At 71.4% G+C, this 14,346-nt stretch carries 12 protein-coding genes and 3 tRNA genes; 7 read left to right on the forward strand and 8 right to left on the reverse strand.

The window, feature by feature from the left end; genetic code table 11:
• Positions 1-188 precede the first annotated feature (188 nt).
• The 3 genes from AV521_RS20890 (at position 189) to AV521_RS20905 (ending at position 4,884) form a co-directional block, all read left to right on the forward strand.
• Positions 189-2,153: a hypothetical protein gene (locus AV521_RS20890; protein ID WP_076089987.1), complete on the forward strand. Its 1,965-nt coding sequence runs from the start codon at positions 189-191 to the stop codon at positions 2,151-2,153.
• 228 nt (positions 2,154-2,381) lie between these two features.
• Positions 2,382-3,878 (forward strand): N,N-dimethylformamidase beta subunit family domain-containing protein, encoded by a 1,497-nt coding sequence (locus AV521_RS20900; protein ID WP_076089988.1) that lies wholly within the window; start codon positions 2,382-2,384, stop codon positions 3,876-3,878.
• A gap of 106 nt (positions 3,879-3,984) precedes the next feature.
• Positions 3,985-4,884: a phosphoribosylaminoimidazolesuccinocarboxamide synthase gene (locus AV521_RS20905; protein ID WP_076089989.1), complete on the forward strand. Its 900-nt coding sequence runs from the start codon at positions 3,985-3,987 to the stop codon at positions 4,882-4,884.
• A gap of 43 nt (positions 4,885-4,927) precedes the next feature.
• Here AV521_RS20905 and AV521_RS20910 read toward each other — a convergent pair.
• The 8 genes from AV521_RS20910 to AV521_RS20945 form a co-directional block, all read right to left on the reverse strand.
• Positions 4,928-5,003: transfer RNA gene (locus AV521_RS20910), tRNA-Gly, on the reverse strand.
• A gap of 23 nt (positions 5,004-5,026) precedes the next feature.
• Positions 5,027-5,641: a response regulator transcription factor gene (locus AV521_RS20915; protein WP_076089990.1), complete on the reverse strand. Its 615-nt coding sequence runs from the start codon at positions 5,639-5,641 to the stop codon at positions 5,027-5,029.
• Positions 5,638-6,882 carry a sensor histidine kinase gene (locus AV521_RS20920; protein WP_076089991.1) on the reverse strand — a complete coding sequence of 415 codons (1,245 nt, stop codon included), beginning with the start codon at positions 6,880-6,882 and terminating at the stop codon, positions 5,638-5,640. The genes AV521_RS20915 and AV521_RS20920 overlap by 4 nt, the downstream gene beginning before the upstream one ends.
• Positions 6,883-6,915: 33 nt before the next feature.
• Positions 6,916-7,749, reverse strand: a complete 834-nt coding sequence (locus AV521_RS51010) for an ABC transporter permease (RefSeq protein WP_079249344.1) — start codon at positions 7,747-7,749, stop codon at positions 6,916-6,918.
• Positions 7,746-8,702, reverse strand: coding sequence for an ABC transporter ATP-binding protein (locus AV521_RS51015; RefSeq protein ID WP_076089992.1), 957 nt, complete (start codon positions 8,700-8,702; stop codon positions 7,746-7,748). The genes AV521_RS51010 and AV521_RS51015 overlap by 4 nt, the downstream gene beginning before the upstream one ends.
• 125 nt (positions 8,703-8,827) lie before the next feature.
• Positions 8,828-8,903, reverse strand: a tRNA-Gly gene (locus AV521_RS20935).
• A gap of 79 nt (positions 8,904-8,982) precedes the next feature.
• Positions 8,983-9,054: transfer RNA gene (locus AV521_RS20940), tRNA-Gly, on the reverse strand.
• A 179-nt stretch (positions 9,055-9,233) separates the two neighbouring features.
• Positions 9,234-9,551 carry an Lsr2 family protein gene (locus tag AV521_RS20945; RefSeq protein WP_076089993.1) on the reverse strand — a complete coding sequence of 106 codons (318 nt, stop codon included), beginning with the start codon at positions 9,549-9,551 and terminating at the stop codon, positions 9,234-9,236.
• A 309-nt stretch (positions 9,552-9,860) separates the two neighbouring features.
• Between AV521_RS20945 and purS the strand changes: the two genes are divergently transcribed.
• From purS to AV521_RS20965, 4 genes are all read left to right on the forward strand, one after another.
• The gene (gene purS, locus AV521_RS20950) at positions 9,861-10,133 is read left to right on the forward strand and encodes a phosphoribosylformylglycinamidine synthase subunit PurS (RefSeq protein WP_076089994.1); all 273 of its coding nucleotides are present in this window, start codon (positions 9,861-9,863) and stop codon (positions 10,131-10,133) included.
• Positions 10,130-10,834 carry a phosphoribosylformylglycinamidine synthase subunit PurQ gene (gene purQ, locus AV521_RS20955; RefSeq protein ID WP_076089995.1) on the forward strand — a complete coding sequence of 235 codons (705 nt, stop codon included), beginning with the start codon at positions 10,130-10,132 and terminating at the stop codon, positions 10,832-10,834. Before purS ends, purQ begins: the two co-directional genes overlap by 4 nt.
• Positions 10,831-13,089 carry a phosphoribosylformylglycinamidine synthase subunit PurL gene (purL, locus tag AV521_RS20960; RefSeq protein ID WP_076089996.1) on the forward strand — a complete coding sequence of 753 codons (2,259 nt, stop codon included), beginning with the start codon at positions 10,831-10,833 and terminating at the stop codon, positions 13,087-13,089. The genes purQ and purL overlap by 4 nt, the downstream gene beginning before the upstream one ends.
• A gap of 416 nt (positions 13,090-13,505) precedes the next feature.
• Positions 13,506-14,303 (forward strand): maleylpyruvate isomerase family mycothiol-dependent enzyme, encoded by a 798-nt coding sequence (locus tag AV521_RS20965; RefSeq protein WP_076089997.1) that lies wholly within the window; start codon positions 13,506-13,508, stop codon positions 14,301-14,303.
• The last annotated feature ends 43 nt before the right edge of the window (positions 14,304-14,346 follow it).

Below are 14,346 nucleotides of genomic sequence, written 5' to 3' on the forward strand. Positions count from 1 at the left end.
CAAAGCCATTCCATCGAGTGAGCAATCAGCCATACGGCTGACGGGGGCCGGGGCCCCAACTAGGGTGCCGCGCAAGCGTTCCGGCACTTGGCCCACCGGCATTGCGATGTCAGTGGCGGGTGCCACAGTGGGGGAGTGAGCACCACCAGGACAGCACGGCTTCGGCGGCGAGGGGGTGAGGGCGGGACGTGAGCGGAATCGGAGCAGAGGCGGGCGCGCAGGCAGCGCGCTCCCGGGCCCTTGCCGTACTGCGGGTCCGGGGCCGGGCGCTGGCCGTGGCCCTGTTGCCCGCGGCTGCCGCGGTGATCCTGCTGGCCGGGGGTTCCACCGGCCACTTCGTCGGCCGGGGCTGGGACACGGCCCGCTGGGCCGTGGGCATGCTCGCCGTGCTGGTGCTGCTGGCCGCGGCTGGTGTCGCCCTGGTCGTGGCCCGGGCCCGCCCCGCCGTCGTCCCGACGGTGCCGATCCCCGAGGAGTCCGCCCCGGACCTGTACCGGATGGTGCGCGACCTCGCCGAGCGGCTGGACGTTCCGGCGCCCTCGGCCATAGCGCTCACCCCGGACTGCGACAGCTGGCTGGAGGACCGGACGCATGCGGCCCACGGCCCGCCCCAGCGCCCCGAGCCCCACGAGGACGAGATAGCGGGCCCCGGCCGCCGCCGCGTCCCCGTCGCGCCGGTGCTGGTCATCGGCTCCCCGTTCCTGTGGTGGATGCGGGTCGGCGAGCTGCGCGCGGTCCTCGCCCCGGTCATCGCCGGTACGGGCCCTTCGGCGCACCCGGACATAGCCGCCGCCCGGCGCTTCGTACGGGGCCTGGACGCGGCGGTCGCGGTCGCCTCGGCACCGGGCCGCTCTGCGCTGACCCGCGGCGGGTGCGCGGCCCTCGGCTGGGTCGTCCGGGTGCTGCTGCGCGGTTGCCGGGAGCATGCGACGCAGATGGAGCGCGGGGTCGCCGCGGCGGCGGCCGAGCGGGCCCAGGCCGTGGACTACGGCCTGCGGATCGTCGCCCAGGAGCAGGTCGGCCTCGCCTACGCAGGCTGGGACCGGCTGCTGACCAGGGTCGCGCTGCCCGCCTGGCGCATGGGCCGCTGGCCCGCCCGGCTGGACGCGGGCGTGGTGGCGGCGCTCACCGAGCTGTCCCGGCGCGACCGCCTGGCCGAGGGCTTCGCCTCCCGGCTCGGCGAGCGCCCCGCCTGTGACCTGCTGGAGGAGCCCGGTGCGGTGGACGAGGCCGCCTCGCTGCTCGCCGCGCGCCTCTTCCACGGCGGCCCCGCGGAGTCCGGCCCGGATTGGGCGCCGGTGGACTGGCAGGCGTACCCGGAGGAGGTCGTGGACCGCACCTGGCGCGTCGGCGCGGCCCGCCTGCACCGTGTCCTGGACTCCCTCGGCGTCCGCCCCTCCCTCGACCCGGCGGCACCCGACCCGGGCGGCCCCACCCTGGCCCGAGTCCTGGACCACCTCACCGAGCCCGACACAGAAGCAACAGCACCGAAAGCCCCGCAGGACCACCGGCAAGTCGCCGACGACGGGAACCCCCCGCAGGACCACCGGCAAGTCGCCGACGGCGGGACCCCCCCACCGGGGCCACCCGCACCCGACGATGAAAGCCGCGCGGGTGGTTCGGGCGGGAACACAATCCCCGCCGAAGCCGAAGCCGAAGCCGAAGCCGAAGCCGAAGCGGACGCCTCCCGCGCCGAAGCGCCGCAGGCAATACGCGAACCCGACGCGGAACCGGCCGAGGACGACCCCGGCACCGAGCGCAGTGCCGCCCTCGCCGCAGGCCTGAGCGCCGAGCTGGCCCGTGAGGAGGTCAGCGCGCCGAAGGCCGGTGCGACGGCCACCGGCCAGAGCCCCGAGAGCGCCCTGTGGGACGACGGAGGGCTCCCGCTCTTCCCGCTGCAGCCCCCGCGTACCGCCCGCGACCTGCTCACCGAGCACGTCACGGCGATGGTGTGCTGCGCGGCCGTGGACACGGCCGGCGCGGTCCCCGCCCTGGACTGGCTGGACGGCCCCTCCCTGCTGCTCGACGGTGAGCGCGCCGCCGACCTCACGCCCAAGGTGCTCAGCCTGATCGAGGAGGGAGACCCGGGCCCCCTGCGGGACTGGCTGGCCACCTCGGGGATACGTCCCGAGAAGCCGGTACGGCTCGTCTAACGGGAGCTCGGCCTTCCACTTCAGGTCAATTCGCAACGACTAGTGACCGAGCCCGTGCGTTATGTGATGTGCTGGGAGCGACCACGCACCTGGCAAAGGCGTGCGACATACGACAGCACTGCCGAGCACTGCGAGCACCGCGTGCACCACTGAGCACAGCGAGCACTACCGAGCACCGTGAGCACCACCGAGACAGGACGACACGGGGGCTGAGGGAGGGGAGCGACCATGGCCTCGGAGCACATTCGCCGCTGGGAGTCCGGAGCGCTCGCACACGCCGTCACCGACCCCTTCGGCCAGGGCCCGGTGCCCTGGCTGCGCGGCAGTGAGACGTACTTCGACGACACCGGTCATGTCGTGCCCTGGTACGTCGACCCGAGCCCGCAGCAGCTCGCAGGCGACAGGCGCCGGGTGCCCGCGCAGCGTTCGGGCGGCACCGGACCCCGCTCGGCCGACGACGTGCACCGCCAGATCAAGGGCTTCACCTCCACCGGCGCGGTCGCGCCGGGCCAGGCGATCGACTTCCACATCACGGTCGACCCGCCGCAGGAGTTCAGCGTCGACATCTACCGCATCGGCCACTACGGCGGCGACGGTGCCGCCCAGATCACCACCAGCCCGCGCCTGTCCGGCATCGTCCAGCCGCCGCCGCTCGCCGCCGACCGTACGGTCTCCTGCCACCACTGGTGGCTGTCCTGGCGGCTGCAGGTGCCCCCGCACTGGCACATCGGCGCCTATGTGGCCGTCCTCACCACCGCCGACGGCTACCGCTCCCATGTGCCGTTCACGGTCCGCGACGACCACCCCGCCGACCTGCTCCTGCTGCTGCCGGACATCACCTGGCAGGCGTACAACCTGTATCCGGAGGACGGCCGCACCGGCGCCAGCCTCTATCACGCCTGGGACGAGAAGGGCCGGCTGCTCGGCGAGGCCGACGCGGCGACCACGGTCTCCTTCGACCGCCCCTACGCGGGCGCGGGGCTGCCCCTGCACGTCGGCCACGCCTACGACTTCATCCGCTGGGCCGAGCGCTACGGCTATGACCTCGCCTATGCCGACGCCCGCGATCTGCACGCCGGCCGGGTCGACCCCGGCCGCTACCGGGGCCTGGTCTTCCCCGGCCACGACGAGTACTGGTCGGTGCCGATGCGCCGGGCCGTCGAGGACGCCCGCGACCGAGGCACCTCGCTGGTCTTCCTCTCCGCCAACACCATGTACTGGCAGGTGGATCTGGGCCCGTCCCCGTCCGGCGTCCCGGACCGGCTGCTGACCTGCCGCAAGCGCAAGGGCCCCGGAAAGCCGGTGCTGTGGCGCGAGATCGACCGGCCCGAGCAACAGGTGGTCGGCATCCAGTACGCGGGCCGGGTGCCCGAACCGCACCCGCTGATCGTCCGCAACGGCGGCCACTGGCTGTGGGAGTCGACCGGCGCGCACGAGGGCGACGAGATCGAGGGCCTGGTCGCCGGCGAGGCCGACCGGTACTTCCCGCGCACCGCGCTGCCCGCGCACGAGGAGCGCATCCTGCTCGCCCACTCCCCCTACACCGACACCGAGGGCGCCCTCCGCCACCAGGAGACCTCGCTCTATCGCGCCCCCTCCGGCGCCTGGGTCTTCGCCGCCGGTACCTTCGCCTGGTCCCCGGCGCTGGACCGCCCCGGCCATGTGGACCCCCGTATCCAGCGCGCCACGGCGAACCTGCTGGACCGCATCTGCAAACGCGACTGAGCCACGGCGACCGTTCCCCGACCGCTCGTCACCGACCCCTGTCCGAAACCGATCCTTCCGATAAGGGAGAATCGAGGGCACTTGGACAGAACCACGGGGAGGAACCGTGTCCGGATTCGTAGAAAAGCCCGAGCCGATCCAGGTTCCGGGCCTGGTGCACCTGCACACCGGAAAGGTGCGCGAGCTGTACCAGAACGAGGCGGGCGACCTCGTGATGGTCGCCAGCGACCGCATGTCCGCCTACGACTGGGTGCTGCCCACGGAGATCCCCGACAAGGGCCGCGTCCTCACCCAGCTCTCCCTGTGGTGGTTCGACCAGCTGCGGGATCTGGTCCCGAACCACGTCATCAGCACCGAGGTCCCCGAGGGCGCCCCCGCCGACTGGGCGGGCCGCACGCTGGTCTGCCGGTCCCTGAAGATGGTGCCGGTCGAGTGCGTGGCGCGCGGCTATCTCACCGGCTCGGGCCTGCTGGAGTACAACGAGTCCCGTACGGTCTGCGGCCTCGCCCTCCCCGAAGGCCTCGTCGACGGCTCGGAACTCCCCGCCCCGATCTTCACCCCGGCCACCAAGGCCGAGGTCGGCGAGCACGATGAGAACGTCTCCTACGAGGAGGTCGCCCGCCAGGTCGGCGCCGAGACCGCCGCCCAACTCCGCCAGGCCACCCTCGCCGTGTACGCGCGCGCCCGGGACATCGCCCGGGACCGGGGGATCATCCTGGCGGACACCAAGTTCGAGTTCGGCTTCGACGGGGACACGCTCGTCCTCGCCGACGAGGTCCTCACCCCGGACTCCTCCCGTTTCTGGCCGGCCGACCTGTGGGAGCCGGGCCGCGCCCAGCCGTCGTACGACAAGCAGTTCGTCCGGGACTGGCTGACCTCGGCGGCCTCGGGCTGGGACCGCAGGAGCGAGCAGCCCCCGCCGGCGCTGCCGGACGACGTCGTCCAGCAGACCCGGCAGAAGTACGTGGAGGCGTACGAGCACCTGACGGGCCTGAGCTGGAGCTAGCGACACGAAAAGACCCCGGTCCAGTGGACCGGGGTCTTTTTCATGGAGCGGACGACGAGGCTCGAACTCGCGACCTCAACCTTGGCAAGGTTGCGCTCTACCAACTGAGCTACGTCCGCGTTGCGCCGTGGCGCGAGAGCAACTATACCCAACCTCGCTCGCGAGCGAGACGCACTGCCGTATGACGGTTCTCGGCGCCGAGCTTCGTGACGGCCGACGAGAGGTAGTTCCGCACGGTCCCCGGCGACAGCGCGGCCCGTTCGGCGATCTCCGTGACCGGCGCCCCGTCGGCCGCCATCTCCAGCACCTCGGCCTCCCGCGCGGTCAGCGGGGAGTCCCCGGCGGAGATCGCGTCGGCGGCCAACTCCGGGTCGACGTAACGGTTTCCGGCGTGCACGGTACGGATGATCTCGGCGAGCCGCTGGGCACTGACGGTCTTCGGGACGAACCCGCGCACACCGGCCGCGAGCGCCCGTTTCAGATGGCCGGGCCGCCCATGACCGGTGACGATCAGCACCTGGCAGCCGGGCAGTTCGGCGCGCAGGGTTGTGGCGACCTTCACACCGTCGGCCCCCGGCATCTGGAGATCCAGCACGGCCACATCGGGTTCATGGGCCCGTGCCATCGCCAGCGCCTCGGGCCCGCTTGCCGCCTCGGCGACCACGAGAAGATCGTCCTCCAGCGAGAGCAGCGCGGCCAGCGCGCCCCGGATCAGATGCTCGTCGTCGGCGAGCAACAGCCGTACCGGAGTGCTCATGATGTGACTCCACTCACTTTCTCCCCCAGTGGCACCTCGGCCACCAACCGGAACCGGTCACCGGCGACGGCTCCCGCCTTCAGCGTCCCGGCCACGACGGCCAGCCGTTCCCGCAGCCCGGCGAGTCCGGAACCCCCACCCCCGTCGGGGGTTCCGGACACGCCGTCGTTCTCCACCGTCAGCACCACACGCCCCTCAAGCACCCGCAGACACAGCGTGCAGCGTCCGGCATCCCCGTGCCGCAGCACATTGGTGGTGGCCTCGCGCACCACCCAGCCGAGCGCGGACTGCACGTCGGCGGGCAGCCCCGCGCTCTCCGCGCTGACCTCGCACGCGATCCCGGCGGCCGTCAACACGCCCTGCGCGCCGGTGAGTTCGGACCCGAGGTCGGCCTCCCGGTAGCCGCGTACGACGGCCCGCACCTCGCGCTGGGACTCCTGCGCGATGCGCTGCACCTCGATCATCTGCTCCACGGCCTCCGGCCGCCCGCGCCGGGCCAGTTGCACCGCCAGCTCGCTCTTGAGCGAGATCACGGACAGGTTCCGGCCCAGCACGTCGTGCAGATCCCGGCCGAACCGCAGCCGTTCCTCGGCGACGGCGAGCCGGGCCTCCACCTCTCGACCCCGCTCGGCCTCCCACAGCACGGAGAGCGTCCAGGCGCCGCAGCGGCCCGCGAGCAGCGCGAAGACCGCCTGGAAGACGGCCATCGCCGCGGTCGCCACCAGGCCGGGGGCGTCGTGATCGGCGAGCCCGACGGCCGCCGTGAGCAGGACCGTGAACCCCGCCGACCGGCGCAGGAACACCCCGACCGGCGCCGTGAGCCCGTACAGCAGCCCGAACGGCAGCACGACGCCGCCGATCGTGAACCGGACCGTCATCGGAGTGGCCGCGTCCGTCGCGGCGAGAGCCACGATCAGCCCCAGCGCGATCCCCAGCAGGACGGCCGGTGCGCGGTGCGTGCCGGCCGGCATCCTGGCGCGCCCGAGGTAGTGGTCGAGCACGGTCCTGGTGCGCCGGTTCGCGAGGACGCTCTGCAGGATCCCGACGAGGACGAGGAGGGCGCCCAGGACCAGTGCCGCTGGCCTGTGGGCGATCCCGCCGGCCAGCGGCAGCAGCAGCCAGCAGCCCAGGATGAGCCAGATCGTGCAGTGCCAGGTGAGGACGCTGGTCAGCTCGACCCGCTCGGCCTTGCTGCGCTCCCCCCAGTGCCGCTGCTGCCACCGCCGTATCCGGCCCACCATGTGTTCCCCCGTGCCTCACGTACCTCAAGTGCCTCAGCGCCGCGGCTCCCAGCGGAACCACCGTCGTACAGCAAACACGGCCAGGATCGTCCAGGCCAACGCTGTCGTCAGGGCGCCCAGTGCCTCGTACCCGCTCAAGTGGCCGGTCCAGCCGCCGCGGACGAGCCGGATCGCCGGGGACAGCGGGAGCAGTTCGCAGACGCCGGCCAGCTTGTCCGGCATGACCTCCGTGGGGAACGTGATCCCGGAGCCGAGCATCGACAGGAACATCAGCGGCAGCGCGGTCACCTGGGCGCTCTCCACGGTCCGGGTGAAGGACGCGGTGAGCGCGGCGAGCGCGGCACTGACCAGGTAACCGGCCACCAGCCCGGGCAGGATCAGATACGGCGCCCTGGGCGTACCGAGGTGCAGCAGGGCCGCGCATCCGACGCACAGCACCAGCGCCTGGGCCAGGCCGATGACGAGCGCGGGCAGCGCGGTGCCGGTGAGGATCTCCGCGTCGGACAGCTCACCGGTGCGCAGCCGTTTGAGGACGAGTTCCTCGCGGCGGGCGACGAAGGCGTTGACCAGCGAGGTGTACACGGCGAAGAGGAAGGAGAACCCGATCGCGGCCGTCAGCAGGGTGGTGCCGAGCGTCAGCCCCTGCTTCTTCAGATCCAGCTGGTCCATGGCCGGCCGCACGCTGAACGGCAGCAGGAGCGGCACGGCCAGCGCGGTGAAGACGACCCCGCGGTTGCGGCCGAGCAGGGTGAGTTCGGCCCGCCCCAGCGCCCACAGCCGCCGGCCCGCCGACGTCCCCCCGCCGCGCTCGGCCCCCCGAACCCCGCTCACCGCACGGCTCTTGGTCCCCACTCCGGCCCCGCTCATGCCGCCACCCCTTGTGCCTGTGCCTGTGCCTGTTCGCGTGCGATTCCCAGGAACGCCTCCTCCAGGGAGGCGGAGCGCACGTCCAGGCCGCGCAGTTCGACTCCGGTCCGCTCGGCCCAGGTCAGTACGCCGGTCGCGGTCCGCTGCAGCTGGTTCGTCCGCAGCCGTACGACCCTGCCGTCGCTCTCGTGGCCGCAGACACCGAGGTCGGCCAGCGGCGGAAGGTCGCCGAGGAAGTAGCCGTCGGGCAGTTCGAAGGACATCCGGGACGGCCGGCCCGCGGTGACCTCGGCCGGAGTTCCGGAGACGGCGATACGGCCCTCGTGCAGGATGGCGAGCCGGTCGGCGAGACCCTCGGCCTCCTCCAGGTAGTGCGTGGTGAGCAGCACGGTCGTGCCCGCGTCGCGCAGGGCACGCACCAACTCCCAGGTGTCCCGGCGGCCTTCCGCGTCGAGCCCGGTCGTCGGCTCGTCGAGGAAGAGCACCTCGGGGTCGCCGAGCAGGGCGAGCGCCAGATCGAGCCGGCGCCGCTCGCCGCCGGACAGCTGCTTGACCCGCACCTCGTGCCGGCCCGCGAGCCCGACCAGCTCCAGTACGTCCGCCTCGGGCCGGACCCCGCTGGTGCATCCGGCCCACATCCGGGCGGTCTCGGCGACGGTCAGCTCGGCCGGGAAGCCGCCCTCCTGCAGCATCACTCCGGTGCGGGGCCGTACGGCGGCCCGTTCGCGGTAGGGGTCGTGGCCGAGGATCCGGATCCGGCCCTCGGCCGGTGCGGCGAGGCCCTCGAGCAGTTCGACCGTCGACGTCTTGCCCGCTCCGTTCGTGCCGAGCAGGGCGAAGATCTCCCCGCGCGCCACGGAGAAGCTGATTCCGCGTACGGCCTCGAACCCGCCCCCGTAGACACGCCTGAGATCGGTGACCTCAATCACGTCTTCGTGTTCGTCGTAGTGCATGAACCCAGCGTCCCGGCGGCCGGAGCGGGTCGACAGTGCGCGATGTCATCGCTCGGCATGACAAATGTCAGAGAAGGGCGGGGAACACGAAAAGACCCCGGTCCAGTGGACCGGGGTCTCTTTCATGGAGCGGACGACGAGGCTCGAACTCGCGACCTCAACCTTGGCAAGGTTGCGCTCTACCAACTGAGCTACGTCCGCACTGCCCCCGACCGGCTCCCACCGATCGGTGCGAGCACCAGCCTACCTGATCCACAACAGTGGTTCTGACCGGTGCCAGAGCGGGTGACAGGAATCGCACACTGCGCCTTCCCCCTGGAAGGGGGATGTTCTGCTACTGAACTACACCCGCATGGTCCTCAGGGCTTTGGCCCTTTCGGCCTCGCCCCTCGGCGTGTCCCAGACACTAGCTGATCAGCAGGGGGGTAGCGCAAGTCGGCTCCCGCGAGACCCCGCAGTCACCCGCCGGCGGCCAAGTGCACGGCCCTCAGGGCCCGCTGACGGACCCTGAGGACTGCCCCTTCGCGGGCTTCACTGCGCGGCGCCGAAGGCCTCGTAGACCTTCTTGGGGATGCGGCCGCGGGCCGGGACGTCCATCTTGTTGGCCTGGGCCCAGGCGCGGACGGCCGCCGGGTCGGGGGCGACCTCGGTCTGCTTGTACGCCTTGCCGGACCGCGACCGCTTGCGGCCGGCCTCGACGTAGGGCGCGAGCGCCTTGCGCAGTTTCTTGGCGTTGGTTTCGTTCAGGTCGATCTCGTACGACTTGCCGTCGAGTCCGAAGGCGATCGTTTCCGCCGCTTCCGAGCCGTCGATGTCGTCAAAGAGAGTGACCACGACCTTTTGCGCCACGAATATCGGTCCCTTCGTGCGGCACGTCGATACAGCTCACGGCGATGACGTGCCGAGTATCGGCTATTGCCAATTCATTTGTACAGTGCCCGGCAATGCAAAGTGAAGCCCGACTAAATCCGCCCGCGTGTCCGAACACAATAGGTGGACCGGGCGGACCGTCGAACTTTCCCAGAACTTTTCATGGCCGCACGGCTTCGACACCGGATCGTGACGCGCCTCACGTACTTTCCTCCAACTCTACCCGCGTAGAAATTTTGTGCGGGTAGTCTGAAGGAACCTGCTCAGCACCACACACCGGGAGTGCCAGTGGCACGCGTCGTAGTCGACGTCATGCTCAAGCCGGAGATCCTCGACCCCCAGGGCCAGGCGGTCCAGCGTGCGCTGCCGCGCCTGGGTTTCGAAGGGATCTCCGACGTACGTCAGGGAAAGCGTTTCGAACTTCAGGTTGACGGGCCGGTCGACTCGGCCACGCTCGCCCGGATCCACGATCTTGCGGAATCCTTCCTCGCCAACACCGTGATCGAGGACTTCACCGTCAGGGTGGAAGAGGCGGCGGAAGTCGCGGAGGCGGCCAAGTGACCGCTCGTATTGGCGTCGTCACTTTCCCGGGCAGCCTCGACGACCGGGACACCCGGCGCGCGATCCGTCTCGCCGGTGCCGAACCGGTCGCCCTGTGGCACAAGGACAAGGACCTCCACCAGGTCGACGCGGTCGTCCTCCCCGGCGGTTTCTCCTACGGTGACTATCTGCGCGCCGGTGCCATCTCCCGGTTCTCGCCGGTGATGGAGACGGTCATCGAGCAGGCGAAGGCCGGCCTTCCGGTCCTCGGTATCTGCAACGGCTTCCAGGTCCTCACCGAGGCCCATCTCCTCCCGGGCGCGATGCTCGGCAACGACCACCTTCACTTCATCTGCCGCGACCAGAAGCTGCGGGTGGAGAACGCGGAGACCGCCTGGACCGGTGACTACCGCGCCGGCCAGGAGATCCACATTCCGCTGAAGAACATGGACGGCCGGTACGTCGCCGACGAGTACACGCTCGACAAGCTGGAGGCGGAGGGCCGCGTCGTCTTCCGCTACGTGGCCCGCGACGGAGTCGCCGGTGAACGCGGCAACCCGAACGGCTCGCTGCGTGACATCGCAGGCATCACCAACGAGGCCGGCAATGTCGTGGGCCTCATGCCGCACCCGGAGCACGCCGTAGAGCCGCTGATCGGTACGGGCCGTACCGACGGCCTCCCCTTCTTCACCTCGATCCTCAAGAAGCTGGTCAACGCATGAGCCGGACGCCTCTGGACACGGTCGAGCACGCGGCCGCGACCCCCGACGTCGAGCTGCCCTGGGCCGAACTCGGTCTGAAGAAGGACGAGTACGAACGGGTGGTGGAGATCCTCGGCCGCCGCCCGACCGGCGCCGAGCTCGCCATGTACTCGGTCATGTGGTCCGAGCACTGCTCGTACAAGTCCTCCAAGGTCCATCTGCGCCAGTTCGGCGAGAAGGCGCCCCAGTCGGACGCCCTGCTCGTCGGCATCGGCGAGAACGCGGGCGTGGTGGACGTCGGCCAGGGCTACGCGGTCACCTTCAAGGTCGAGTCGCACAACCACCCGTCGTACGTCGAGCCCTACCAGGGCGCGGCCACGGGTGTCGGCGGCATCGTCCGCGACATCATCGCGATGGGCGCGCGCCCGGTCGCGGTGGTCGACCCGCTGCGGTTCGGCGCCGCCGACCACCCCGACACCAAGCGCGTCCTGCCCGGCGTCGTCGCCGGCATCGGCGGCTACGGCAACTGCCTGGGCCTGCCCAACATCGGCGGCGAGGTCGTCTTCGACTCCTGCTACCAGGGAAACCCGCTGGTCAACGCCGGTGCCATCGGTGTGATGCGGCACGAGGACATCCACCTCGCCAAGGCCTCCGGCACGGGCAACAAGGTCATCCTGTACGGCGCCCGGACCGGCGGCGACGGCATTGGCGGCGCCTCGATCCTCGCCTCGGAGACCTTCGACGACGCGAAGCCCTCCAAGCGCCCGGCCGTCCAGGTCGGCGACCCCTTCCAGGAGAAGCTCCTCATCGAGTGCACCCTGGAGGCCTTCCGCGAGAAGCTGGTCGTCGGCATCCAGGACCTCGGCGCGGCCGGCCTGTCCTGCGCCACGTCCGAGCTGGCTTCGAACGGCTCCGGTGGTATGCGCGTCACCCTGGACGACGTACCCCTGCGCGACTCGACTCTGTCTCCCGAGGAGATCCTCATGAGCGAGTCGCAGGAACGCATGTGCGCGGTGGTCGAGCCGGAGAAGGTCGACCGCTTCCTGGAGATCTGTGCCAAGTGGGACGTCATCGCGACGGTCATCGGCGAGGTCACCGACGGCGACCGCCTGGAGATCTACTGGCACGGCGGCAAGATCGTCGATGTCGACCCGCGCACGGTGGCCCACGAGGGCCCGGTCTACGAGCGCCCCTACGCCCGCCCGGACTGGCAGGACACCCTCCAGGCCGACGACGCGAACAAGCTGGAGCGCCCGGCCACCTCGGAGGATCTGCGCGACCAGGTCCTGAAGCTGGTGGCCTCCCCCAACCAGGCCTCCAAGAAGTGGATCACCCAGCAGTACGACCACTTCGTGCAGGGCAACACGGTGCTGGCCCAGCCCGAGGACTCGGGCATGATCCGCATCGATGAGTCGAGTGGCCTCGGCGTCGCCATCGCCACGGACGGCAACGGCCGGTACGCCAAGCTGGACCCGTACGCGGGCGCCCAGCTGGCGCTGGCGGAGGCCTACCGGAACGTGGCGACGACGGGTGCCAAGCCGCTCGCCGTGTCGGACTGCCTGAACTTCGGCTCGCCCGAAGACCCGGCGGTGATGTGGCAGTTCGCGGAGGCGGTACGCGGTCTGGCGGACGCCTGCCGGCAGCTGGGCACGCCGGTCACGGGCGGCAACGTCTCGCTCTACAACCAGACGGGCGAGGCGGCCATCCACCCGACGCCGGTCGTGGCCGTCCTCGGCGTCATCGACGACGTGGCCCGCCGCACCCCGGTCGCCTTCCAGGAGGAGGGCCAGCTGATCTACCTCCTCGGCGACACCCGCGAGGAGTTCGGCGGCTCGGCCTGGTCCCAGGTGGTCCACGACCACCTCGGTGGTCTGCCTCCGCAGGTCGACCTGGAGCGCGAGCGGCTGCTGGCCGAGATCCTGATCTCCGCCTCCCGCGACGGCATGATCGACTCCGCGCACGACCTGTCCGACGGCGGCCTGGTGCAGGCGGTCGTGGAGTCCGCGCTGCTCGGCGGCAAGGGCGCCCGGCTGGTCGTACCGGACGGGCTGGACGCGTTCACCTTCCTGTTCTCCGAGTCGGCCGGGCGCGCGATCGTCGCCGTGCCGCGCTCGGAGGAGGTCCGCTTCAACGACATGTGCGGTGCGCGGGGCCTGCCGGTCACCCGCATCGGTGTCGTCGACGGTGACGCGGTGGAGATCCAGGGCGAGTTCGCGCTCACGCTGGAGGAGCTGCGGAAGGCGCACGAGGAGACCATTCCGGCGCTGCTGGCGTAGTCCCTACGGCATTGACGGCCCCGCCTGTTCAGACAGGCGGGGCCGTTTCATGTGCCGGTCCGCCGGGTTCCGCAGCGACGAGCGGGCCAACGGCCATGTCTTGCCAGGATGGATGCACCCGGCCCCGCGCTCACACCCCGTCGCGGAGACGGGCGTGCTGATGGAGCGGGCCCGCGTGGCCTCGTAGCGCGGTGACCGGGGCATGGCCGGCGTCCCGGCGGGACCGGCGACCCGATGCTCGCCGTGTTCGCCGCCGCCACCCTGAGCGCGGCCCGCACCGCCCTGGTCGAGGAACATTGCCGCCGGCCGGCGCCCGGAGCCGGTCGCGGCCGACGCCGTCGAGCGGGCTCACCGCGCTGTCGGCCTGGTGGAAAACGGTCTGAAGGGCGACGCCGTGAAGGCATAGGCTCACCGCCATGCCCCCGGCCAAGAAGCGCGCCCGCAGCTACGACCCCGCCAAGACCCGCGCCGCTGTTCTCGCCCAGCTCGGCCATGTGCGGGAGGCCGTCCGTGGCCTCGGCCCCGAGCAGCTCGCCCGGCCCACGCGGCTCGGCGAGTGGGCCGTACGGGACCTGATCGCGCACATCGGCATGGCGGTCACCGCCGTGCACCGCGCCCTGGACCGGCCGGCCCCGCCGAAGCAGGACGTGACGGTCGTCCAGTGGCCCTTCGCCACGGCCGCGAGCGCCTCGGCCATCGACGAGTTCACCCGTGGCCTCGCCGCGGACCAGCCCGACCTCGGCGCCTATCTCGCGGACGTCGACGCGTCCCTGCGCGCCCTCCTCGCCGAGCACCCCGGCGGCCGACTCCTGGAGACCAACGCGGGCGCGCTGCCCCTGGACGACTACCTGGTCACCCGCGCCGTCGAACTCGTCGTCCACACCGACGACCTCAACGCCGCCGTGCCCGGCCTTCAGGTGCCGTACGACCGCCAGGCCCTGGCCGCCGCCACCCGGCTGCTCGCCGACGCCCTCGCCGCGAAGGCGCCCGGCGGTTCCACCGAGGTGCGCGTGCCGCCGTACGCCGTCGTGCAGTGCGTCGAGGGGCCCCGGCACACCCGCGGCACCCCGCCCAACGTCGTCGAGACCGACCCGCTGACCTGGATCCGCCTCGCCACAGGGCGCGTGAGCTGGAAGGACGCCGTGGAGGAGGCCAAGGTGAGCGCCAGCGGGGAGCGGGCGGACATCGGGGGGCTGCTGCCGCTGATGTCGTAGCGAACCGGTCGCGGCGGACCGGTAGCGGAACCAGCTGTACCGC

The organism is Streptomyces sp. IMTB 2501 (assembly GCF_001953885.1).
GTDB lineage: Bacteria > Actinomycetota > Actinomycetes > Streptomycetales > Streptomycetaceae > Streptomyces.